The organism is Kribbella sp. NPDC026596, from assembly GCF_040638415.1.
Lineage (GTDB): Bacteria > Actinomycetota > Actinomycetes > Propionibacteriales > Kribbellaceae > Kribbella.
The window spans coordinates 1-20,997 of the sequence record NZ_JBEZYF010000090.1; the positions used below are offsets into that span (position 1 = coordinate 1).

Genomic DNA, 20,997 nt, shown 5'->3' on the forward strand with positions numbered 1-20,997 from the left:
TCTTGGTAGGTCCGCGGGTAATCCACCCCGCCGACCGGGCGTTGACTCGCCGACACCCTCAAACCCTACTGCACTCAAGCAGAGATGCAGGACATAGGTTCGAATAGTGTCATGATGAGGTCATGGTGGGAGGCTTCAATGTCCGGCCCGGCGACGACGGGGACGGCGAGTGGATGGGACAACGCGATGAACGGCCACCGCGGCCGGTGTTTTGAGCGGTATTGCGTCTGATCTGGCTTACCGCAGATTGTCTCGGGCGATGAATCCGCAGGTCAGGGCCGCGATGGGATCGTTTGGCGTACCGCGACTGACGCTCAGATCCGGATGGCCGTAACCGCTTCAACGATGTTGCGTTGGATGCAACATGGCGGAGGTTGTGGATCTGCCGGGGTCGGCGCACTTGGTGCCGGCCCGGCGTTGTGACGGTCGCCAGTGGCACGGACTGAGACGGCGCACTCGGGCGGTTGGAGGGACTATCGTGCCCGGCCGTTGGCGGCTGCACCACCCGTCTGTCAAGGTTGCGGCGTCGGAGCAGCAGCTCGATGCCGTGCCACGCCGACGTCCTGACCGACGTACGCGACGGCCTAGACCCCTGACCTGTCTCCAGACTGTTGGTCCGGACGGCACCGCGGAAGATCCAGAAGCGATGGACGAGTTCGGGCGATCCGGCCATGGCAGGCGCGCCTGGAAGGTCTCGTGGGGGCTAGCGGTGGATTGGGAGTCCGGCGGCGATCTCGATTGCGATGATCGTGGCGGCGATCCAGTCGACGGTGAGGCAGAACGGGGGCCACCACCGTGTGTTGGCAACGTACTTTGTGCGGTGTTGCCAGAGGTCCTTGAACCCGTGGCCGATCAGGCCGAGGACAAGGAGCCACGCCGATCCGGTGACGCCTGCCGCGGCGACCACCACGAAGGCTCCGGCGACGGTGCTCTCGACGGCGACGACGGTTGGTCGTCCGTCGGCCACTGCGAATCCGATGTAGATCGATGCGATGAGGGCCAGGGAGAGGGCGTAGACGGTCGCTGCGTCGAGCCACCAGAGGCCGAGCGGCGATGCGGCCTGGATTGCCCCCCAGACGAGCCCCCAGGTGAGCGGGGCACGCTCATTGGCGAACAGCTTCCCGAGTGTTGGCATCAGTGGCGCCGTGTGGATGTGGAGCGATGGCGGGCGCGCACCGTGCGGCCGGTTGTCATTGATGCGATGGTGAGTTCGGGTTGTTGGCCTCCCGGTCTGAGTTTCGATTTTCATTTGTTTGCTTTGCGATGTGGTCCGCGAGGTAGGACGCGTCGGAGCCGACCCAGCCGAGCAGCGCGGAGGTTCGGGTGTGCTGCCAGGTCATCCCCAGCATGTACAGACCGGGGGACGGGGTGACGCCGCGTTGGTGCAGGATGCGTCCCTGTGCGTCCTTCACGCGGGGTACGTCGATCCACGCGTGGTTCGCCGTGAACCCGGTTGCCCAAACCACGGCGTCGTATTCGGACGCGGTGCCGTCGGCGAAGGTCACGGTCCGACCGGTCGCCATCGTCGCGCGGGGACGGATCCGGACGCCGTGTCGCTTGGCAAGTTGCCGTGGGCCGGCGCCGATCACCTGGTCACGTTCGGCTAGCCGCCTTCCGAGCCGGGAGGCGACGGTGACTCGGTCCAACCTCAGCCCGCTCGCCCACGTCCACACGTCGCGGCCCAACGGGCGCTGGGGGATCGTCGGGATCCGTTGGCCGGTCGCCAGTTCCACGCTGTGGGTGGCGGTGAGTTCCAGGGCGATCTGGCAGCCGGAGTTCGCGGCCCCTACTACTAGGACCTTTCCAGCGGGGAGGGTCTGAGGGCGGCGGTAGTCCGTGCTGTGGATCTGGGGCATGTCTGGGTCGAGGTTCTTCGCGATCGGTGGTACGAACGGAACCTGGAAGGGGCCGGTGGCGACCACTACCTGCCTGGCCTGCAAGGTGTCTCGCGCCGTCGTCACGACGTACCCGTTGTCGCTCCTGGTCAGCGATTCGACGGTGGTGTTCAGCTGTACCGGTAGCTGGAACCGTGCGGCGTAGGCCTGCAGGAAGTTCGCGACGTCGTCCTTGCCGGGGTAGGTGTCCGTCGCGGCGGGGAAGGGCATTCCTGGCAGGTTGTCGAACTGGGCCGGTGTGAACAGCTGCAGGGAGTCCCATCGCGAACGCCAGGCGTCGCCGATCTCCGCGCCCGTATCCACGATCAGGAAGCGGTGCCCGCGCTCGGCCAGGTGATAGCCCATCACCAGGCCGGCCTGGCCGCCGCCGATGACCAGCACATCCAGGATGTCTGTCATGACGACACCGCCTTGGGACGTCGCGCGACGTTGAAGCTGAACATCATTCCGCTCTCGGTGTGTTCGGCGATGTGGCAGTGCGCCATCCACAGACCGGGATTGGATACGTCCAGCAGGATGTCCACCGTTTCCCCGGCCCGCACAAGGACGGTGTCCTTCCAGACGAGGTTGGCCTCCGGCTCCTCGTCCCTGGACAGGATGAGGAAGCGACCGGCACCGTGGATGTGGAACGGGTGGTGCATCGGGTGATCGGAGTCCATCTCGTTGACCAGCCGGATCTTCACCCGGTCGCCGACGGTGAAAGCCCAGGTGATGGCTTCGTTCTCGGCGCCGGTTTCTCGGTCAATGAGCTGCCAGATCATGTTGCTGGGATCCGATGCGCGGTTGATCTCCGGCATCAGGTCCTCCCACTCCAGACCGTCGCCGTGTTCGTGGTCGCTTGGCGCCGGGCTCTCCTGCGATGTGGGTGCAGCTGGTGGTGGCCCGTCGGAGGGCACCAGTCTCATCCCGCATTGCGGGCACTTGGCCGGTTCGGAGGCGGTGACGTCGGGGTGCATCGGGCAGGCGTAGCCGGCCGCCGTGATGTCCTCGGCCCCGTAGAGGAGCGGCATGCGGGAGAAGAAGGCAAGGACCTTGTCGGGTTGCCGGTCGAGGTCGGGCCGGATCGACTGGTGTTCGGCGGTGAGGTCGGGGTCGGTGCGCAGCACCTCGAACGACGCAGCGGCCTCGCCGCCCGCGCCGGCCGTGACCGTGAATCCGCCGAGGTCGTAGACCCGGTCAGGGGTGCGGTGCTCGAGCCGCACCTCCCCGGGGGTGTCGAACAGCACGTCGAGGACCGCGCGTTCGGACGGGGCGAGCAGTACGTCCTCGACGAACGTCTCGCGCTCGTATCGACCGCTGTCGCCGCCGACCAGTTTCGCCCGGGCGCCGCGGACCACGAAGTTGAAGATCCGGGTGTTGGCCGTGTTGACGAGATACAGGCGCACGACGTCCCCCTGGGCCGCTTCTCCTGAGAACTGGGTCTCGCCGTTGATCAGCATGACGTTGCCGAACCGGCCCATTGCGGTGAAGGTCGGCCCGGACCGGTTGAAGGGCGCGATCCGTCCGTCCTCGACCAGCAAGTCGTCCAAGGTGAGGGTGAGATGCCGGTCAACGGCGGGCCAGTACGGGGTATCCGCGGGCTCGACGATGATCGTGCCGTACAAGCCCATTTCCTGGGCGAAGTCCTCCCGCATGTGCGGGTGATACCAGTACAGGCCGGCGTCGGGGAACTGCAACTTGTACGTGAATGACCCCCCGATCTGGATCGGCTCCTGCGTCTCATGCGGGACCCCGTCGAAACGGTTCTCCAACCGCAGGCCGTGCCAATGCACAGTCGTCTCCACGTCACCCTCGTTCCTCACCTGTACGGTGATCTCCGACCCCTGATCCACGTGCAGGGTCGGGCCGGGGATCGACCCGTTGTAGGCGAGCATGCGCAGCTCGGCGCCGTCGATGTTCTTGCGCACCGCGCCGATGCCCAGCTCGAGCAGGTCGCCGTCACGCAGTCGCACCACGCCCGGGCGCGACACTCCCGCCAGTCCGGCGGTTTCTGTGCTGAATATGTCTTGAGAAGTCATCTGTTGCTTCCTTCATCTTCGGGCCTCGTCGATATTGGTGGCTGCACAACCGAAACGGATCTGCGGATGTGCGGACGGCGAATCGCGCGTCAGGGACCCTTCAGGGGTTCCCCGGTCCGCACCGAAACGACCACGTCTTGGATCGCCTGGGTGACCGCGTCGGCGTTGTCTGGGTTTTCCACGAAGGAAGCGTGGGTCGCCCCCGACACGACGCGATGAAGGCTGTTGGTCGACAGCGTGACCGTCTTGTCCTGGTCAGCCATCCATCCCTTGGAGTTTTCAAGCTCGGCGGTCAGGACGATCAGTGGCTTCGCCTCGAGGCTGCGGAGTTCCCCGGCCTCGGCTTCGGATCGATTCGCGACGCCGAACTCATCGAGGAAGCCGCCCATTTCCTTCCCGCTGGCGGCGGTCGTACGCGCATCGTCACGGTATCGGGGCGGTAGCTCCGAGAAACCGGCGTCGGCGATGAGGCGCCCGGCTCCCAGCCGAGAGGTCGTTGCGACCAACGAGGACACGTGCTTCAAGACGCTGTACGAGCTCGCCTTCTGCGGGGACACGGGGGTGTTGTGGGCGGCGGTGGAGTCGACCAGGACGAGCCCGGCGACTTCGTCCGGATACTTCGCGGCGTACGTCCTCACGTACAGGCCGCCAAAGGAATGTCCGGCCAGTACGTACGGACCCGGAACTTGGGCGCGATCTAGCAGGTTGTGGAGATCGGTTGCGATCTGCGCACCATCGGGCGGACTCGCGGCAGGATCACTCCAGCCACGTCCCGCCCGGTCGTACACGCACACTCTGCTGTCGCGGGCCACAGAGGGTGCGATCAACCCCATCGACGCCGCGGAGCCGCCTGCACCGGGCTCAAGGATCACGGTCGGACCGCGTGAGCCGGTGCACTCCAGGTGGAGTCGGTACGGTCCCACGTCGACGAGCTGACCGCGCATGGCGACCGCGGGTTCGGTCGATTGGCGGATCCTCTCGTACCCTCCGCCGAGGGCCAAGATCACCAGGATGACCAACACCGGGTTCAGCAGCCACACCCTGGTCCGGCTGTGCAGCTCGCGCCTGGCGCTGGTCCAAACCCAGACCACCAAGACCACCAGAGCCGGCGGCCAGACCCACCCCAGCGCATCCACCACGGCGTTCGGGGCCAAGAGTACTAGCGCCGCGGACAGCACCATGAAGATCGCCGGCGCCACGGCCCAGCGTTGCGGCTGGTCGGTGAACCGAGTAGACAGAACTGCCAGCAGCGCCCACCCGAGGGCAAAGCCGATCAGAACCATGGCGGTGGAGAAGTCCACATCCACCGTGCCGACTGGGAGGAACGGGAGGATCACCGCCGCAGCCAAGCCCGCGGCCAGCGATCCGGCCACGACTCCGCCAACGTGCGAGCGCCCTGGCCTCGGGGCGGGCTCGGCCTCGTCGCCGCTGAGCACTGTTCTGCCGGCAAGGTCCGCGGGCTTGCGATCAGCGGGCACTGACGTTCACCCGCCTGAACAGCAGGACGCCGAGCACGATCAACCAGGCTGCCCACAGGTAGCTTCCGAGGAGGCCGCCCGGGTCCCAGACGGGGAATCCGGAGACTGCCGTGGCGAGGATGTCGCCTTGGTTGACGAAGTACAGGACGCTCGCGAGCAGACCGAGCCACCCTGCCCAGGCGGGCATGACGTGGGATCGCAGGATGATGACGCTGACCGTGACCGACCAGAAGATGGCGAGAAGTTGTCCGAGGTGTTCGCCTAGCAGTGCGCCGCCGTACTGATGCTGGGCAGTCCATGCGGCAGCTACCGCCGTACGGGTGGTTTCGTCGCCATTCATGTACGAGTCGGCCAAGGCTGGTACGACGAAAACCCAGCGCAGAAACCCGATCAGCGCCAACAAGACAGAAGCCGCCCCCAGATAGGTCGCCACCCGCAGCGCCGCATCGCCACGACGAGCCAATGCGGTCGGGAGCAACAAGATCGGCACAGCCAGTACGGCGTACGTCCAGGCGACCGCGAACCAGGTCCACACCAGACTCGCCCCACCAGCCGCGAACTCAGGCAGCACCACGTCCGCCGGCTGCCGCAGAATGTCAGGCCAGTCGAACGTCATCGACAACACCGTCGCCGCGATCATGAATGCCACGGTGGAGGCGATGAACAAGCTCCCGGTCACCACAGCGGTTCTACGCCGCGACCCAGCCGGCGAAAGCCCCACCGAGATTGCCTCGCTGCTGTGCTGTTGACTACTGATTGTGCCCATACGGACAGCCCCCCAGCACGGCACGAAACTGTGGCAACCCCGATGGATCACTAAGCGCAAGATCTGACCGCGCTGAGCCCAGCATGTGCCCTGCCACCAACTCTGTCCATGACCAGCAAGCGCCACCGGCCTGTGGCGATGGAGGTCAACGTTGACAGAAGTTGTTCTCCCGAGGATGGTGACAAGCAATAGGGCGCATGCGGGTGGTGGTCTCAGGCGTGTTCGTCGGAGACAACCATGAGCGACCGGGAGGCCGCCGCAGGGGGCACTCGCATGGCGAACATGAGCGCGATGAGACGTACCGCGATTGTCGCGGGCGTGTTCTACCTGGCCACCGAGGTCACCTCGATCCCGGCGCTGCTGCTGTATCAGCCGGTTCTGCGTGACGGCAGTTACATCGCCGGTGCCAACGCCGACAACAGGGTGCTGCTCGGCGGATTTCTCGAGCTGCTACTTGTCGTCGCTTGCATCGGCAGCGCAGTCACCCTCTATCCCGTGGTCAAAAGGCAGAACCACAGCATCGCGCTCGGCTATGTCTGCGGCCGGGTCCTGGAGTCCGCGATCATCGTCGTCGGCGCTGTCAGCGTTCTCGTTGCCGTGACGCTCAGGCAAGACCTAGCCGGTACGGCGGACGCCGGCAACGCCGCGGTCGCCGCGATCGAGCGGTCTCTGGTGGCGATCCACGACTGGACATTCTTGCTCGGGCCGAGTTGGGTCCTGGGATTCAACAGCTTCCTGCTGGCCTACCTGGTGTACCGATCAGAACTGGTACCGCGGGCCATCGCAATACTGGGGATGAGCGGAGGCGCGCTGGTTACCATCTCGGCAACCGCGATGCTGTTCGGCGTCTACGGCCAAAGCGTCCACACGGTCCTGGCGCTCCCCGTGTTCGCCTGGGAGGTCAGCTTCGCCATCTGGCTCATCGCCAAGGGCTTCAAGCCGTCAACGATCACAGCGATGAGATCCCCCGAGGTCGAAGGACACATACCGCTACCTCTTGGGTGAGAAGCAGACGGCCCCGGCTTCATTCATTGAACAAATCCCTTTGGAGATGGTTCTGATGACAACATCTGTGGCGTACCCGGTGCACGTGAACGCCGCGCCGGATCCGAAATCGTCCAGGTGGCTCTGGCTGGTCAAGTGGATCCTGGTGATCCCGCACTACGTCGTGCTGCTGTTCTTGTGGATCGGCTTCATGGTCAGCTCGGTCGTAGCATTCTTCGCGATCCTCTTCACCGGGCGCTACCCGCGCGCCATCTTCAACTACAACGTCGGCGTACTGCGCTGGTCCTGGCGGGTGACCTACTACGCCTACGGAGCACTCGGCACCGACCAGTACCCGCCGTTCACGCTGGCCGAGGTCGAGGAGTATCCCGCGCACCTGTCGGTCGACTACCCCGAGCACCTGTCCCGAGGCCTCGTTCTTGTGAAGTGGTGGCTGCTCGCGATCCCGCAATACATCATCGTCGGCATCTTCGTCGGTGGTGGAGCGTGGGCCGCGAACCGGTCCGACGACTGGCAATGGAACGTCGGCGGCAGCGGTGGCCTCGTTGGGATCTTGGTGATCATCGCCGCCGTGATCCTCGCGTTCACCGGCGTCTATCCCCGGCCGCTGTACGACGTGATCCTGGGCATGAACCGTTGGGCTCTGCGGGTCGCGGGCTATGCGGCCCTGATGACCGATGTGTACCCGCCGTTCCGCCTCGACCAAGGTGGCAGCGATCCCACCCTCACCGTGCCGCCTCCGTCAACCGGCGCACCGGGGCCGGTCGATATGACTACGCAAGCCACACCCACCGGACCCGCCGACGCAACATCGCCGGAGCGGTAGGGGTTGGGATTCAGATGGATGCCGCCACAGTTCGCCAGAACAGCACGGCGCACGCAAGGAAGATTGCCACCCTGACGGGTTGGCTGATGGTGGTCACCTTCGTCGCGTCGATCCCGGCGTACTTCATCCTGTACGCCCCGGTTCGGGATCACCCCGACTACATCATTGGAACCAGCGCCGACCCAACCGCGAGCGTGGCCTTGGGTGCGGTCCTCGAGCTCATCGTTATCATCGCCAATATCGGTACCGCCGTAGTGCCGTACGTGATCTACAAGCGCTACAGCGAAACCCTCGCACTCGGCTACGTCGCAGCGCGCCTCGTCGAAGCCACATTTATCGCCATCGGTATCGTCAGCCTTCTGACGTTCCTGCTGATGCGGCAGGAAGGCACGGCCGGCACAGACGCAGCGCTCGGCCAGGTCTTCGTCGCGATCTACGACCGGGCGTTCCTGATCGGACCGGGATTCTGCGCCGGCGTCGCGAACGGAATCATCCTCGGATACCTGATGTATCGGTCCGGCCTGGTACCACGTCGCATGGCGATGCTGGGGCTCGTCGGAGGCCCACTGGTCGCCGCCTCGGGAATCGCCGTCATGTTCGACGTCATCGAGCGTGGAGGCGCGGTCCAGGGCATCGCGACGATTCCAGAGTTCTTCTGGGAGCTCTCGTTCGGTATCTACCTCATCGTCAAGGGATTCAAGCCGTCCCCGATTCTGGCTGGGCTCGACGGCGAACCCGGCACACGCGGCGCGGGCTCGTGGTCGGGGTCAACGGCAGCCAGTTGACTCTCGGCCGCGAGAAGATTGCCGCAGGCCCAGCCCCTGGACAACGGCGACGCCAAGGTCGACCTCACCCTGGCGTATGCCGGACTCCGCAAGAACTTCGAGCACCCCGGCTTCACCAAGCCGCCGACACCACACCAGTCCTAGCCGGCCGCTCCCGCATCCTCATGCGCCTCGACGTGCGCTAAGCGGGCGGAGTCGTTCCCCGGACATTCATCCGTTCGCCGGGGCGGCTGAAGATGCTGAGGATCTCTGCGGGCTCGTTGCCGGTGCTGCCGAACCAGTGCGGCTTGTCGGTGCTGAACTCGGCGACCTCGCCGGGGCCGAGCACCCAGTCCTCGTCGCCGAGGACGAGGCGCATGTGGCCGGACAGCACGTAGATCCATTCGTGGCCGTCGTGCGCCCTGAGCTCCGGGATGACTTTGCTGGTCGGAATGACGATCTTCCACGCCTGCGTGCCATCGGGCTGCTGCGTCAGCGGGATCACCGTCCGGCCCTTGACGCGACCGGGCCTGAGCCGGATCCGCGGATCGCCCTGCACCGGCGCGGCGACGAGGTCGTCCAGCGGCACCCGATACACATGCGACAACGCCAGCAGCAGTTCCAGGGTTGGCCGCCGCTGTCCGGTCTCGAGCCGCGACATCGTGCTCTTCGAGATCCCGGTCGCTGTCGCAACATCGGTGAGGGTCATCCGGCGCTGCGCGCGCAGTCGCTTAAGCCGTCGCCCGACCCCCTCGAGCACCGCGGCAATCTCCGCCGCTGAGGTGTCCTCCACAAACTCATCTGACCCCCATTTCCCACAAACAGCAACCTTCGTAGCCGAACCCCCCACCCAGCCCCAGCCTTGGAGCATGACCACACCATCGCTCGACCCGAAGCCCATCCCGACGTCCCAGCCCGCCGCACCTGGACCGCCGACCAAGCACCAGCTGGCCCTGATGATCTGGCTGGCCGTGTTCCCGACCCTCACCGCCCTCAACCTCGCCCTCGGTCACTGGCTAGGCACGCTCACGCCGGTCCTGCGGACGTTCGTCCTCGCGACCATCGCCGTACCGATCGTGATCTACGGACTGATGCCGCAGCTGCACCGGCTGCGCCGACGCCTTCTGACCCGCCACAACCACTAGGAAAGGACTGCACGCCATGAGCGCACGAAACCACACCGCCGTTCGCGACGAACCGCCTGTACGAACACCCAGCCCGCGACGCGCTCAGGAACTGACTACCCGGCGGATGAACGTCATGCGGTTCGGGTACGGGTTCATGGGCGTGGGGCTGGCCCTCGTCAAGTGGCCGGTCCTGGTTCAGGACGCTCGATCGCTGCCCGTGATGGAAGGGGTTGTTGCCTGCCTGCTGACGGCCATGTCGTTGCTGGCGTTCCTCGGGCTCAGATACCCCGTGCGAATGCTGCCGATCCTGCTGTTCGAGGTGGCCTGGAAGGTCATCTGGGTCGGTGCGGTCGCGATTCCCCACCTGATCGCCAACGACCTGAACGCCGAAGCACGCGACGTGCTTTTCAAATGCTCCTTCGACGTCGTCATCCTGGCCGTCATCCCTTGGCGCTTCGCCTGGCGACGCTACGCCCGGACCCCCGGCGATGCCTGGCACTAACGTTCGATCACGAGCAAGGGGAAGGCAGGACTGATTCGGGTCGATGCTCCACATCGCGTTGCCACGCAGGGACCTGGTGACCCGGATGCGGAAGCGTCTCCTCCAAGTCCGCGACCTCGCCAAGCCATGCGCGATCGTTTGCCTCGTGCGTGGCGTGCTCGGGCGTTGCAGGTGATCCCCCGATTCGGGGCAGTTGGGCAGGGTCGACGCGCAGGAACTCCACCACGCGACCTGGTGCAGCGATTGCCACGCCACACCCTTTCCCTACACACGCCGCAGCACCACACGGCGCTCAGAAGAGTTCAGTTAACTAGCCGGGTCGCGATCGTCCGCTCCGGCGACGGGGCGCGGCTGTGGACCCGCAACCGCCACGAGATCAGCGACCGGTTCCCCGACATCGTCACCGCCGCCACGCGACCGGTGCGCTGCTGACCTCGATGAAGCCACCGAGTGGTTCGAGGTGCTGCCCGCCGCGATGGGTGTCGAGGGGCTGGTCGTCAAGGGCGCGGCCACCCGCTACACACCGGGGCGGCGCGATGCCTGGGTCAAGGTGAATTCTATTGGGGTGGGCACTGTTCGGTTCGTCCGCTCAATCCGGATCTTGGCAGGTCAGGTTACGGATCGATGCTCGGCCCCGGTGCGCGACAGGTGTCGTGGACGAGTGGTGGCCGCGGTTACAGCCAGGGGCCAGGGCGTCAGGGCAAGGCTGTAGGCGGCGAAGGCCTCGCGCGGTCTCGATGTCGCATCGGCGGCGCCGAGTCGAAGGCTCGAGAGCCATCTGAAGCGACGCCTACTCAGCCGGTTCTCCTCAGCTCGTGCTGTGAATCCGCGCATCGAGCAACCATCAACACAACGCCTACGACCCAACGGTGCGCACCGCGGAGGCCGTCACCCCTGTGGACGGCCCAAGCATCATCTACCTAGTGCCCGGTCTATCTGCTAGCCGACGACTTCTCCGGTGGCGGCGCTCGTGGTGATGCCGTCGAGTACTCGGCGAAGTCCCCATACGTACTGCTCGGTGGAGATGTAGCCGGCAAGTTCGGGGGCCGCGGCGGCTGTGCGGGGGTAGTGCTCGGCCGGGGTTGCGGCGAAGGCGCGGAGCCGCGTGTCGATCCGTTCCGGCTCTGGTGGCAGTGGGCCGGGCCGGTGCAGGTCGGCTACCTCGAGGGCGATGGAGCCGAACACGTAGACGATCAGCAGGTAGGCGGCGCGCGCGGCGTCCGTGGGATGGAGCCCGGCGTCGTTGAGGAGCTCGAGGAGCCGTTCGTTCAGGGCGAGAGCGTTGGGGCCGTCCATGGGGCCGCCGATCATCAGCGGAACTGCGCCGGGGTGCGCCGAGAGCCGTGTCCTCAGATCGAGGGCGAGGGATTCCACGCGCTGCCGCCAGGGTTGGCCGCGGTCGAGGAAGATGCCGTGGTCGACCTCGCCGAGCAGGCGCTCGACGAGCGCCTTGACCACGGCCGCCTTGTCCGGGAAGTAGGTGTACACCCCGTTCGGGGCCACGCCCACCGTTGCGGCGATTCCCCGCACCGAGGCCGCGTCCGTCCCACCCTCGTCGAGCAGCGTCAGGGCGGCGTCGAGGATCTGCTCCTCGGTCAGGGTCCGCCGCGGTCCGCGACGACTCCTGCCTGCTTGTGGCATTGACCTGGTCCCTTCTCTTGACTTCGCTCTGTACAGCGTACATTATTTGTACGGAGTACAGAGTTTAACTCGTCTGAGAGCTCTCTCATCACAACCCGGTCGGCGCTGGCCGACCGTCAGGAGTTGAGCACCATGACCCGATCCGGAGCGTCACAGCCGGTCTTCCTACGGACCTGGTTGGTGTGGACCGCGGGGTTCTTCGCCTTCCCCCTCGCCGGCGTGGCCGGCACTGCGGCGGCCGGCCGGGTCGACGGGCCGATGGCTGCGTTGTTGGGAGGTTTGGTCGCCGGGCTCGTCCTCGGTGCCGGGCAGGCTCTGGTGAGCCGCCGGCGCCTCGATCCGCGCAGATGGATCCCGGCCACCGGCATCGGCATGGGCGCCGGTCTGCTCCTCGGCGCCTCCGCCGTCGGGTACGGCACCTCGCTGGGCGAACTCGCTTTGATGGGCGCCATCACCGGCGTCGTCCTCGGTGTGGCGCAGGCGCTGGCACTGCCACGACAGGTCCACCTGCGTTGGGCCTGGGCCGCCGCGATGCCTGTCCTGTGGGCGCTGGGCTGGACCGTCACCACGCTCGGCGGGATCAGCGTCGACAATCAGTTCACGATCTTCGGCGCGTACGGCGCGGTGACCTTCTCCGCGCTGTCCGGACTCCTGCTCCACTACCTGCTGCCCTACCGCGGCACCACCGACCCGACGGAGGCGGTCGCACCGGTCGTGGCCAAGGCATGACCATGCCCCAGTACGTCGTCCTCGCGGCCGCCCGCCGATGAGCACCGTCACCGTCACCGTCGCCGGCGGCCTGCTGCTCGGGCTTCCGGTGGCGTTCAACGTCGCCTTCGGCGCACTGGCTGCAACCTTCGACTACCCCGACATCCTGCGCCGTCCCACCCACGAGGTGCTCGCCCGGTTTCGCGAAGGCGGCACCAAGCTCCTGCTCTGGTGGTGGGCCTTCGCCCTAACCGCCGCCGCCCTGGCACCCCTGGCAGTCATCGTCGCGCTCGCACTCGACGACGCCGGCGACACCCTGCGCATCGTCGGCGCCACCGTCGGTGCACTGGCTGCGCTCGTGCAACTCCTCGGCCTCATCCGCTGGCCGTTCCTCGTCCCCTACCTGGCCCGCGTCGACGCCGACCCCCAGTCCAGCCCCACCCGACGCGAAGCGATCGACGTCGTCTTCCAGAGCTTCAACCGATATCTGGGCGTCGCCGTCGGCGAGCACCTCGGCTACCTGCTCACCGGCGCCTGGACCATCCTGGTCGGCATCTCGCTCACCCAAACCACCCTGGCCCCAAGCTGGCTCGGGATCCCCGCGATCGTCATCGGCACCGTCCTCGTACTGTGCTCCCTGGAATTCGTCGGCCCCGCCGAGCGCCACGGCTGGAAGCTCGCGGCCACCCTCACGCCGATCACCTACATCGCCTGGTCTGCGTGGCTCATCGCCACCGGCATCGCGCTACTCGTCTGACCGCATGGACCGCGCGCAGCGACGCGGACCACGCCATACGGCGGACTCGGACGCTCCGTTCCTGGCCCGGCCGTGCGTGGTGGCGCGGACGTGCATCCGTCCACCAAGCGCCCGGACAGGCTGAGGACATCCGCGGGCTCGGTCCCCGTGCCGCCGAACGGCTGATCCGCACCCGCGCCCTGCTCCACGTCTCTATGTGGTGTCGCGCACAGGCGGCTTAGCAGCTCGACGCGACAATCCAAGACACCTCAAGAGGCCCCAATGGAAGGTCAAACACCGCGACACCCGCGAGGTCATCGTCGGCGGGGTGCTGGGCCCGATCACCCACCCCGAGGTCGTCATCGCCGGCCTCTACACCGCCGACGCCGAGCCGGTGGGTGTCGGACGCACCGTCCCGCTCAAACCTGAGCAGGCGACCCAGCTCGCCGTGCTGACAGCCGCGCGCCGCGGGCATCCCTGGCCGGACGAGATCACTGCCTATCGGTGGGGCGGCCCCGACTCCAAGAAGCCACTCACCAAGGTCGACCCGACCGTCGTGGTCGAGGTCACCGCCGACGCCGCGACCCGTGCCGGGCAGGCCCGGCACGGGATGCGGTACGTGCGGTACCGCCCGGACCTGCGGCCCGAGGACCTTCCGATCGCTCGGGGAGTTGTGCGACGGCCGTGGTGACGATGTCGGGGAAGCGGTCGCAGCAGAGGACAGCTCGCCGCGCTGCGCGCCCGGCGCCGGCCATGAACGACCTCGAGGTGGCGGCCCACGTGATTCGGCCGTTCGGCCTTCCCGAACCGGGGCCTAAATCCAGATATACTCCTCGGCGACGGCGCCGTCGCGCCATTTCGCTATGGTCACCATCCGGCCGCCGCCTTCGAACTGCCCGACCACGCAGGTCCACTGTCCGGAGCCGAACATGATCGGGTGGGACGCGACCTGGATCGGCGTGCCACCGGTGGACTCGACCAATGCCTCCATAGCCTCGATGTGCTCCTGGAGGCCCCGGGTGGTCGGTTGCCCTTTGACTTCCACGAGCACGTCGTCGGTGTGGCAGCGGGCGAACACGCCATGCCAGTCGGCTCGGTTCCATCCGTTGAAGTCCAGCTCATCCATGCCCTGGAGGTTGCGGATTACCTCGTCGTCCGTCATGGCCGAGGCCTCCTTCCGGGACCAGTCCCGATCCCTTGTACTTCACCGTAAGCGGATGTACGCCGGCCCAGCCGACGTCACCCACTAGGACAGGGCAGGGCGATGGGGTGTGACATCCGGGGTGGCGCTGTCACATCGCGAGGCGGTGCTCGGTCTCATAGACGAGCCGACCGGTACGCGGCCGGCTGTCCATCGCACGGAACAGGACAGATCCATGACGAATCCCCTGACCACCCCGGCTCGCAGTCCCAAGAGACGCGGGCGCACCGTGGCATTGCTGCTCACCGCCGCTGCGCTCGCCCTCGCGAGCTTCAACCCGGAGCAGAGCGCTGCCGGCGAACAGCGCGGGGCGAAGCCGACCATCGTGCTGGTGCATGGTTCCTGGGCGGACGCCTCGAGCTGGAACGGTGTCACCGAGCGACTGCAGGACGACGGGTACACGGTCCGCGCGATCCCCAACCCGCTGCGCTCGGTGGCGGGTGACGCGGCGTCGGTGCGGGCCTTTCTGGAAACGTTGGCGGGACCGGTCGTGCTGGTCGGTCACTCGTACGGCGGTTTCGTGATCACCAACGCGGCGACCGGGCTTCCGAACGTCAAGGCGCTGGTGTACGTCAACGCCTTCGCACCGGACACCGGCGAGACCTCATTCCAGCTCGTGCTGCCGGATTCGGCGCTCGCGGTCGACCCCGCGACTGTGTTCGACCTCGTCCCCGCCACGTTGCCGCCGACTGCCGACACCGACGTGTACCTCAAGCGGTCGACCGTCTTCACCTCGTTCGCGCCCGGGCTGAGTGCACACGACAAGGACCTCGTCTTCGCGACCCAGCGACCGGCCACATTCGGGGCACTCAACGAGCCGTCCGCAACCCCGGCCTGGAAGACGATCCCATCCTGGAGCGCGATCGGCACCGAGGACCAGATCATCCCGGCCAGCGCACAGCGGACCATGTCCAAGCGGGCCGGCGCCACCATCACCGAGTACGACGCCGGGCACCTCGGCCTGATGACCAACCCCGGAACCGTTACCCGAGTCATCGAGCAGGCCGCCCGCACAACGTCCCGCTAGGCACCCAGTTCCCACCCGAGTGAAATCAAGTACGTCATGAGCGAGCAGGCGGGTAATGCCCTGCCGATCGTGCTGATCCACGGGCTGTGGATGACCGCCCGCAGTTGGGACCGCTGGGTGGAGCACTACCGGGCGAAGGGGCATGAAGTCATCGCGCCGTCGTGGACGCGCCGAGGTTCTACTCAGGAGGCTGCTTGCCGTTGACCCAGGCGCTCCACCGCCCGAGTTGGGTGTCGCACACGTATTGATCAACATCTCAACACGACAGGTGCGACGCCCTAGAGACCCCGACGAAAGGTCAAACATCGCCAACCCGAGGAGTCGGGAGGGTTGCTTGAACGACTTTGGGGGAGCCTCGGTGGTTCCTAGCGCCTTGGGTGGTGGAATGCGGGGGTTGTCACACTTCGAAGGGCTATCCGGTCGTAGGTGTGACGCGCCCTCGGGCGAGAAGTCAGGCAGGGTCGGGCGCTGCCGAGGTTCAGGTAGTGAGGAGGTCGTGTGTACGACTCTGACGCCGGTGGTGGCTGCCCAGTGGCCGGATCGGCCGCTTGGCGGAGTGCGCTGACGGTGTTGCAAGAGGTCGCACCTGCATTCATCCCTGCGGGTGCCTGTGTATGTACCGTCGTGGTGGAATACCCGCCGGGGGATCGGGGGGCGCCACCGCATCGGCACCCGGGGCCCGCGTTCGGCTACGTGCTCGGGGGCGAGATGTTGTTCGAAGTGGAGGGTCTGCCGGAGCGGGTCGTCCGGTCTGGAGAGGCGTTCTGGGAGCCCGGCGGGGACGTCATCCACTATCAGGATGCGAACTACCGTTACGACATTCCGCTTCGATTCACGCTCACAATGCTGTGCGAGCCTGGCGCGCCGATGTTCGCTCCAGTGTCTGACGAGGAGCTGGCCGGGCGCCGGAATCGGCGCGCCCGTCGTGCCTATTGACGACGTTGGACGTTTGGCGCCGCAAGCATTTCACCGCTGCTTCGGCGGGCATCTGGCGGTGTTGAGGGTTGCCGGGTCGTAGGGGGAGTGAGAATCTCGGATGAGGCATTGGCCGATCGTCTGGGGCGCCGTCCGGCTGCATCTCTCAAGCGTCATGGAGGCAGTGGTGCATCGCGGAGCCCGCTCTTCGCGGTCGCTGCGGGGGCGACACCAAGAGTGCGAGATCCTTCTCGGTTTGATCCAGACCGCCCGCTCGGGCCACAGCGCCGTGCTTGTGGTGGAAGGTGAGGCTGGAATCGGCAAGACGGCGTTGCTCGACTACTTGCGCGACGCCGCGGCGGACTGTCGGCTCGTCCGTGCCGCTGGCGTCGTCCGAGATGGAACTTCCGTTCGCCGGAGTTCATCAGCTGTGCAGCCCTTTGCTCGACGGGCTGGACGGGCTGCCGGCACCGCAGGCAGAGGCCCTCGGGACCGCGCTCGGGTTGCGGGCTGGGAGACCGCCTGATCGGTTCTTGATCGGGCTGGCGGTCTTGACTCTCCTGTCCGAACGTGCGGCTGATCGCCCCCTGGTTTGCCTGGTCGACGATGCGCAGTGGCTTGACTACGCCTCCGCACAGACTCTCGCGTTCGTGGCCCGCCGGTTGGCGGCTGAGCCGGTTGTCATGGTTTTCGCTACCCGGACAGGTGAAGGCGATGAGTCATGGGCAGGGTTTCCGCAGTTGATGATCGACGGTTTGAGCCAGAACGACGCGGTTGCGGTGCTGGACGCGGCGGTTACGACCCCGTTGGACTCGCGTGTGCGCGATCGAATCCTGGCCGAGACACGAGGCAATCCGCTGGCGCTTTTGGAGTTGCCCAGATGGTCCTCAGCGACCGAGCTCACGTTCGGCCCGGAACTCCCAGCTGCCGCGAGCTTTACGCGTCGAATGGAGGAGGGACTTCGCCGTCAGGTCGAACCGCTCCCACCGCAGACTCGGCGCCTCCTGTTGATCGCGGCGGCCGAGCCGCTTGGAGATGTCGGCCTGCTGTGGCGGGCCGCCGAACAACTCGGCGTGGACATGGACTCAGTGATCCCCGCCGAGGCGGCGGGGCTGGTCGACGTTCGGGGGACGGTGCGGTTCCGTCACCCGCTCGTGCGCTCGGCGGTGTATCGCTCGGCCGAGGTGACGGATTTGAAGGCGGTTCACCGAGCGCTGGCGGAGGCCACAGATCCGGAGCGGGACCCGGATCGGCGGGCGTGGCACCGCGCGCACGCGGCTACCGGTCCGGATGAAGCGGTTGCCGCCGAGCTTGAGCAGTCAGCCGGGCGCGCCCTGGCTCAGGGAGGTCTTGCCGCCGCCGGCGCATTCCTGGAACGCGCGGCCGCGCTGACGCCGGCCGGGCCCGCACGAGCTGACCGCGCACTTAATGCCGCCCAGACCATGGTGCACGCAGGATCGTTCGACGACGCCGTGCGAGCTCTGACGGGCGCCGAGTTCGAGGTCCTGACCGACGTACAACTCGCTCGCGCCGAGGTACTGCGGGCACAGATCGGCTTCGCCTCGAACCGCGGGAGTGAAGCTCTGCCTCTGCTGCTGACGGCTGCCCGTCGCCTGGAGCCGCTCGACCTCCCGCTCGCGCTCGATACCTACGTCGCGGCTCTCGAAGCGACGCTGTTCGCCGGACGGCTGGCCGGTGAGCCCGGAGCGCTGGAGGTTGCACAGGCGGCCCGCGCCGCACCTGGCCTACCCCAGCCACGTCGAAGCGATCTACTACTGCAGAGCATTGCCGTGTTGCTTGAGGATGGTTTCGTCGCCGCCGCTCCGCTGATGAGGAGCGCCGGCCGCGCATACGAAACTGATGACGTCTCCATCGACGAGGGGCTGCGGTTCATGGTGCTCGCCGGCATCGCGGCCGCCAACGTCTGGGACGACTCCGCTTGGACGCGGTTGGCCAGTCGGCATCTCCAGCTCGCTCGGGAGTCGGGCGCCTTGGTGGCACTCCAGTTCGCACTGAACAGTGTGGTCTACCCTCATCTTTTCAGTGGGGATCTGGCCGGAGCGGCCGCTCTGCTCGACGAAGCCCGGGCGCTGGCCGAGGTGGCGGGCATCCCCTTGCACCCGTACGCCGCGATGGGGCTTGCTGCCTTCCGCGGCAACCGGGAACAGGCGGCGCCGGTGATCGCGACGGCGGCAGAGAACGCGCTGGTGCGTGGTGAGGGATTAATTTTGACAATCTCTCACTGGACAAATGCGCTGCTGTGCAACGGCAACGGGGATTACGCCGCAGCGCTCGCGCACTGCCGCCAGATCTTCGCTACCTCCGAGGACGGGCATTTGTCGTTGCTTCCGATCGAGACCCAGCCAGGCGGCTGGGCGATGGCCGAGCTGGTCGAGGCAGCCGTGCGTTCCGGTGACCTCCCGACCGCGGCGTTTGCAGCGAACCTCCTCTCTGAGGCCGCCGGCGTCTGCGGGACGGATTGGGCGTTGGGCGTGGCGGCACGATCTCAGGCACAACTCAGCGACGATGCCAACGCTGACAGTCTCTACACAGAAGCGATCGACCGCCTGGGGCGCACCGGCGTGCGCGTCGAACTGGCGCGAGCCCAGCTGCTGTACGGCGAATGGTTGCGTCGTGTGGGTCGCCGTACCGATGCGCGCGTCGTTCTCCGTCAGGCACATGAGTCTCTCGCAGCGATGGGAGTGCTGGCGTTCTCCGAGCGAGCTCGGCGAGAGCTCGCCGCCACCGGAGAGAAGGTGCGCCAGCGAGCAGTCGACGAGCACCATCAGCTCACCGCGCAGGAGTTGCACATCGCCCGGCTCGCCGCAGATGGACGGACCAATGTCGAGATCGGAGCCGAGCTTTACCTCAGCCGCCATACGGTGGAGTGGCACCTGAGGAAGGTGTTTGCGAAGCTGCACGTCACCAGTCGCCGCCAACTGGGAGTCGCCCTGGCGACACCCGTCGTCTGAACCGCGCCTGTCGGCGACTTCGCGGCCGCGCCGGTCTCATGAGGTGGCAGTGAATTCGTGATGGCCGTCACACCGGGTCGGGCTGTCCGGTCCTTATCTGTATAGCAGACGCGGTCCCGCCACGGGGGCGGCCTCCACAACGTCGTGGTGTCGAAGCGAGGCCCTGACGGAAGGACCTGAACAGTGACGAAGCACATCCTCGAGGCCGCGGCGCAGGAGATCGCCGATGCGACTTCAAAGCCCCCGTTCCTCTACCAGCTGGGGCCGGATGGCGCCCGGAAGGTGCTGGACGACATCCAGGCAGCCCCGATCGACAAGCCGGCCGTCGACGAGAAGTGGATCACGGTGCCGGCCGAGGTCGGTGACGTCCGGGTTCGGATCGTCAAGCCGGTCGGTGCCGACGGGGTGCTGCCCACCATCTTGTACGTCCACGGCGGCGGCTGGGTGCTCGGCAACGCGGGCACCCACGACCGGCTCGTGCGCGAGCTGTCCGTCGGTGTCGGTGCCGCGACCGTGTTCGTCGAGTACGACCGCTCGCCCGAGGCCCATTACCCGGTCGCCATCGAGCAGGCTTACGCCACCGCGCGGTGGATCACCAGCCATGGTCGCGATGAGGGCCTCGACCCGGGCCGTCTCGCGATCGCGGGCGACTCCGTCGGCGGCAACATGACCGCGGCGGTGGCGATCCTGGCCAAGCGCCGCGGCGACGTCAGCTTCGTGCACCAGTCGCTGTACTACCCGGTGACCGACGCCGGCATGGACACCGACAGCTACCGCGAGTTCGCCGACGGCCCGTTCCTGACTGCCAAAGGGATGGCGTGGTTCTGGGACGCCTACCTGCCGGATCTGGATCGTCGCGCCGAGGTCACCGCCTCACCGCTGCGGGCCGACCTCGAGGAGCTCGCCGGGCTGCCGGAGACGTTCCTGATCGTCGACGAGAACGACGTACTGCGCGACGAGGGCGAAGCATACGCCCGCAAGCTCACCGAAGCCGGGGTGCGCACCACGAGCGTCCGCTACAACGGCATCATCCACGACTTCATGATGCTCAACCCGCTGCGCGAGACCGCCGCCGTGACCGGTGCGGTGGAGCAGGCCATTCACGTCTTGCGGAAGGCACTGGGCACCAAGTAGCAGCGAACGATCGGGTGGGCAGTTGATGCCCACCCGATCGGACGAGGGCCAGAGTGGGGAACCAGCGTGTTCAGACCGATCGAGCCTCGGGCGGCCGCGGCGGAAGAAGTCCGCCGGAGCTACGCCAGGTCCAGGGCCGGCCAGCGTTGACCAGAGAGGAAGACAGCGCCCGAATGATGCGCCAGGCCCTCGACGGCAGTTGTAACAGCGCCCGAACCCTGGCGAGGTTCGTCGAACGGATATCGCCAACCGAGGCGGAGGCGCTCCGGATTGCGCTCCGGC

General features: G+C 66.8%; 22 protein-coding genes and 1 pseudogene. 15 read left to right on the forward strand and 8 right to left on the reverse strand.

The features are described from left to right. Positions 1 to 703: 703 nt before the first annotated feature. From AB0E63_RS41680 to AB0E63_RS41700, 5 genes are all read right to left on the reverse strand, one after another. On the reverse strand, positions 704 to 1,135 hold the full coding sequence (locus AB0E63_RS41680) for a hypothetical protein (RefSeq protein ID WP_360378988.1): 432 nt from the start codon (positions 1,133 to 1,135) through the stop codon (positions 704 to 706). 55 nt (positions 1,136 to 1,190) lie between these two features. Next, positions 1,191 to 2,294, reverse strand: coding sequence for an NAD(P)/FAD-dependent oxidoreductase (locus AB0E63_RS41685; protein WP_360378991.1), 1,104 nt, complete (start codon positions 2,292 to 2,294; stop codon positions 1,191 to 1,193). After that, entirely contained in the window at positions 2,291 to 3,913 is a 1,623-nt protein-coding gene (locus AB0E63_RS41690) for a multicopper oxidase family protein (RefSeq protein ID WP_360378994.1), read from the reverse strand. The genes AB0E63_RS41685 and AB0E63_RS41690 overlap by 4 nt, the downstream gene beginning before the upstream one ends. A gap of 89 nt (positions 3,914 to 4,002) precedes the next feature. Beyond that, positions 4,003 to 5,286, reverse strand: a complete 1,284-nt coding sequence (locus AB0E63_RS41695) for an alpha/beta hydrolase (RefSeq protein ID WP_360378997.1) — start codon at positions 5,284 to 5,286, stop codon at positions 4,003 to 4,005. A gap of 94 nt (positions 5,287 to 5,380) precedes the next feature. Next, positions 5,381 to 6,070, reverse strand: coding sequence for a DUF4386 domain-containing protein (locus tag AB0E63_RS41700; RefSeq protein WP_360378999.1), 690 nt, complete (start codon positions 6,068 to 6,070; stop codon positions 5,381 to 5,383). Between the two features lie 378 nt (positions 6,071 to 6,448). On the opposite strand from AB0E63_RS41700, the gene AB0E63_RS41705 reads away from it, so the two are divergent. From AB0E63_RS41705 to AB0E63_RS41720, 4 genes are read left to right on the forward strand one after another with little or no spacing between them, the layout of a single operon-like run. Beyond that, a complete protein-coding gene (locus AB0E63_RS41705; protein ID WP_360379002.1) occupies positions 6,449 to 7,162 on the forward strand; it encodes a DUF4386 domain-containing protein in 714 nt (237 codons plus the stop codon). Positions 7,163 to 7,217: 55 nt separating this feature from the next. Continuing rightward, positions 7,218 to 7,988 (forward strand): DUF4389 domain-containing protein, encoded by a 771-nt coding sequence (locus AB0E63_RS41710; RefSeq protein WP_360379005.1) that lies wholly within the window; start codon positions 7,218 to 7,220, stop codon positions 7,986 to 7,988. Between the two features lie 14 nt (positions 7,989 to 8,002). After that, the gene (locus AB0E63_RS41715) at positions 8,003 to 8,773 is read left to right on the forward strand and encodes a DUF4386 domain-containing protein (protein WP_360379007.1); all 771 of its coding nucleotides are present in this window, start codon (positions 8,003 to 8,005) and stop codon (positions 8,771 to 8,773) included. Between the two features lie 18 nt (positions 8,774 to 8,791). Further along, a complete protein-coding gene (locus AB0E63_RS41720; RefSeq protein ID WP_360379009.1) occupies positions 8,792 to 8,917 on the forward strand; it encodes a hypothetical protein in 126 nt (41 codons plus the stop codon). A 37-nt stretch (positions 8,918 to 8,954) separates the two neighbouring features. On the opposite strand, the gene AB0E63_RS41725 is transcribed toward AB0E63_RS41720, so the two are convergent. Further along, complete coding sequence (locus AB0E63_RS41725) at positions 8,955 to 9,545, reverse strand: XRE family transcriptional regulator (protein WP_360379011.1); 591 nt, start codon at positions 9,543 to 9,545, stop codon at positions 8,955 to 8,957. 76 nt (positions 9,546 to 9,621) lie between these two features. On the opposite strand from AB0E63_RS41725, the gene AB0E63_RS41730 reads away from it, so the two are divergent. After that, positions 9,622 to 9,897: a hypothetical protein gene (locus AB0E63_RS41730; RefSeq protein ID WP_360379014.1), complete on the forward strand. Its 276-nt coding sequence runs from the start codon at positions 9,622 to 9,624 to the stop codon at positions 9,895 to 9,897. A gap of 106 nt (positions 9,898 to 10,003) precedes the next feature. Next, positions 10,004 to 10,381: a hypothetical protein gene (locus AB0E63_RS41735; protein WP_360379016.1), complete on the forward strand. Its 378-nt coding sequence runs from the start codon at positions 10,004 to 10,006 to the stop codon at positions 10,379 to 10,381. 939 nt (positions 10,382 to 11,320) lie between these two features. On the opposite strand, the gene AB0E63_RS41740 is transcribed toward AB0E63_RS41735, so the two are convergent. Beyond that, on the reverse strand, positions 11,321 to 12,022 hold the full coding sequence (locus AB0E63_RS41740) for a TetR/AcrR family transcriptional regulator (protein ID WP_360379019.1): 702 nt from the start codon (positions 12,020 to 12,022) through the stop codon (positions 11,321 to 11,323). Positions 12,023 to 12,154: 132 nt separating this feature from the next. Here AB0E63_RS41740 and AB0E63_RS41745 point away from each other — a divergent pair, with 132 nt between their 5' ends. The 3 genes from AB0E63_RS41745 to AB0E63_RS41755 all read left to right on the forward strand — a co-directional run bounded on the left by AB0E63_RS41745 (position 12,155) and on the right by AB0E63_RS41755 (position 14,157). Continuing rightward, positions 12,155 to 12,751: a hypothetical protein gene (locus AB0E63_RS41745; protein ID WP_360379021.1), complete on the forward strand. Its 597-nt coding sequence runs from the start codon at positions 12,155 to 12,157 to the stop codon at positions 12,749 to 12,751. Between the two features lie 37 nt (positions 12,752 to 12,788). Next, positions 12,789 to 13,487, forward strand: a complete 699-nt coding sequence (locus AB0E63_RS41750) for a DUF4386 domain-containing protein (protein WP_360379024.1) — start codon at positions 12,789 to 12,791, stop codon at positions 13,485 to 13,487. A 307-nt stretch (positions 13,488 to 13,794) separates the two neighbouring features. Next, the gene (locus tag AB0E63_RS41755; RefSeq protein ID WP_360379027.1) at positions 13,795 to 14,157 is read left to right on the forward strand and encodes a hypothetical protein; all 363 of its coding nucleotides are present in this window, start codon (positions 13,795 to 13,797) and stop codon (positions 14,155 to 14,157) included. Between the two features lie 123 nt (positions 14,158 to 14,280). On the opposite strand, the gene AB0E63_RS41760 is transcribed toward AB0E63_RS41755, so the two are convergent. Further along, entirely contained in the window at positions 14,281 to 14,628 is a 348-nt protein-coding gene (locus tag AB0E63_RS41760) for a hypothetical protein (protein ID WP_360379030.1), read from the reverse strand. A 214-nt stretch (positions 14,629 to 14,842) separates the two neighbouring features. Between AB0E63_RS41760 and AB0E63_RS41765 the strand changes: the two genes are divergently transcribed. The 6 genes and pseudogenes from AB0E63_RS41765 (at position 14,843) to AB0E63_RS41790 (ending at position 20,715) form a co-directional block, all read left to right on the forward strand. After that, positions 14,843 to 15,694, forward strand: a complete 852-nt coding sequence (locus AB0E63_RS41765; RefSeq protein ID WP_360379032.1) for an alpha/beta hydrolase — start codon at positions 14,843 to 14,845, stop codon at positions 15,692 to 15,694. Positions 15,695 to 15,730: 36 nt separating this feature from the next. Further along, complete coding sequence (locus AB0E63_RS41770) at positions 15,731 to 15,898, forward strand: alpha/beta fold hydrolase (RefSeq protein WP_360379035.1); 168 nt, start codon at positions 15,731 to 15,733, stop codon at positions 15,896 to 15,898. Positions 15,899 to 16,192: 294 nt separating this feature from the next. Continuing rightward, positions 16,193 to 16,630, forward strand: a complete 438-nt coding sequence (locus tag AB0E63_RS41775; protein WP_360379038.1) for a cupin domain-containing protein — start codon at positions 16,193 to 16,195, stop codon at positions 16,628 to 16,630. A gap of 154 nt (positions 16,631 to 16,784) precedes the next feature. Further along, positions 16,785 to 16,967: pseudogene (locus AB0E63_RS41780) on the forward strand (AAA family ATPase); the annotation flags it as partial. Between the two features lie 19 nt (positions 16,968 to 16,986). Further along, positions 16,987 to 19,581, forward strand: a complete 2,595-nt coding sequence (locus tag AB0E63_RS41785; RefSeq protein WP_360379040.1) for a LuxR C-terminal-related transcriptional regulator — start codon at positions 16,987 to 16,989, stop codon at positions 19,579 to 19,581. Between the two features lie 183 nt (positions 19,582 to 19,764). Continuing rightward, on the forward strand, positions 19,765 to 20,715 hold the full coding sequence (locus tag AB0E63_RS41790; protein WP_360379043.1) for an alpha/beta hydrolase: 951 nt from the start codon (positions 19,765 to 19,767) through the stop codon (positions 20,713 to 20,715). The last annotated feature ends 282 nt before the right edge of the window (positions 20,716 to 20,997 follow it).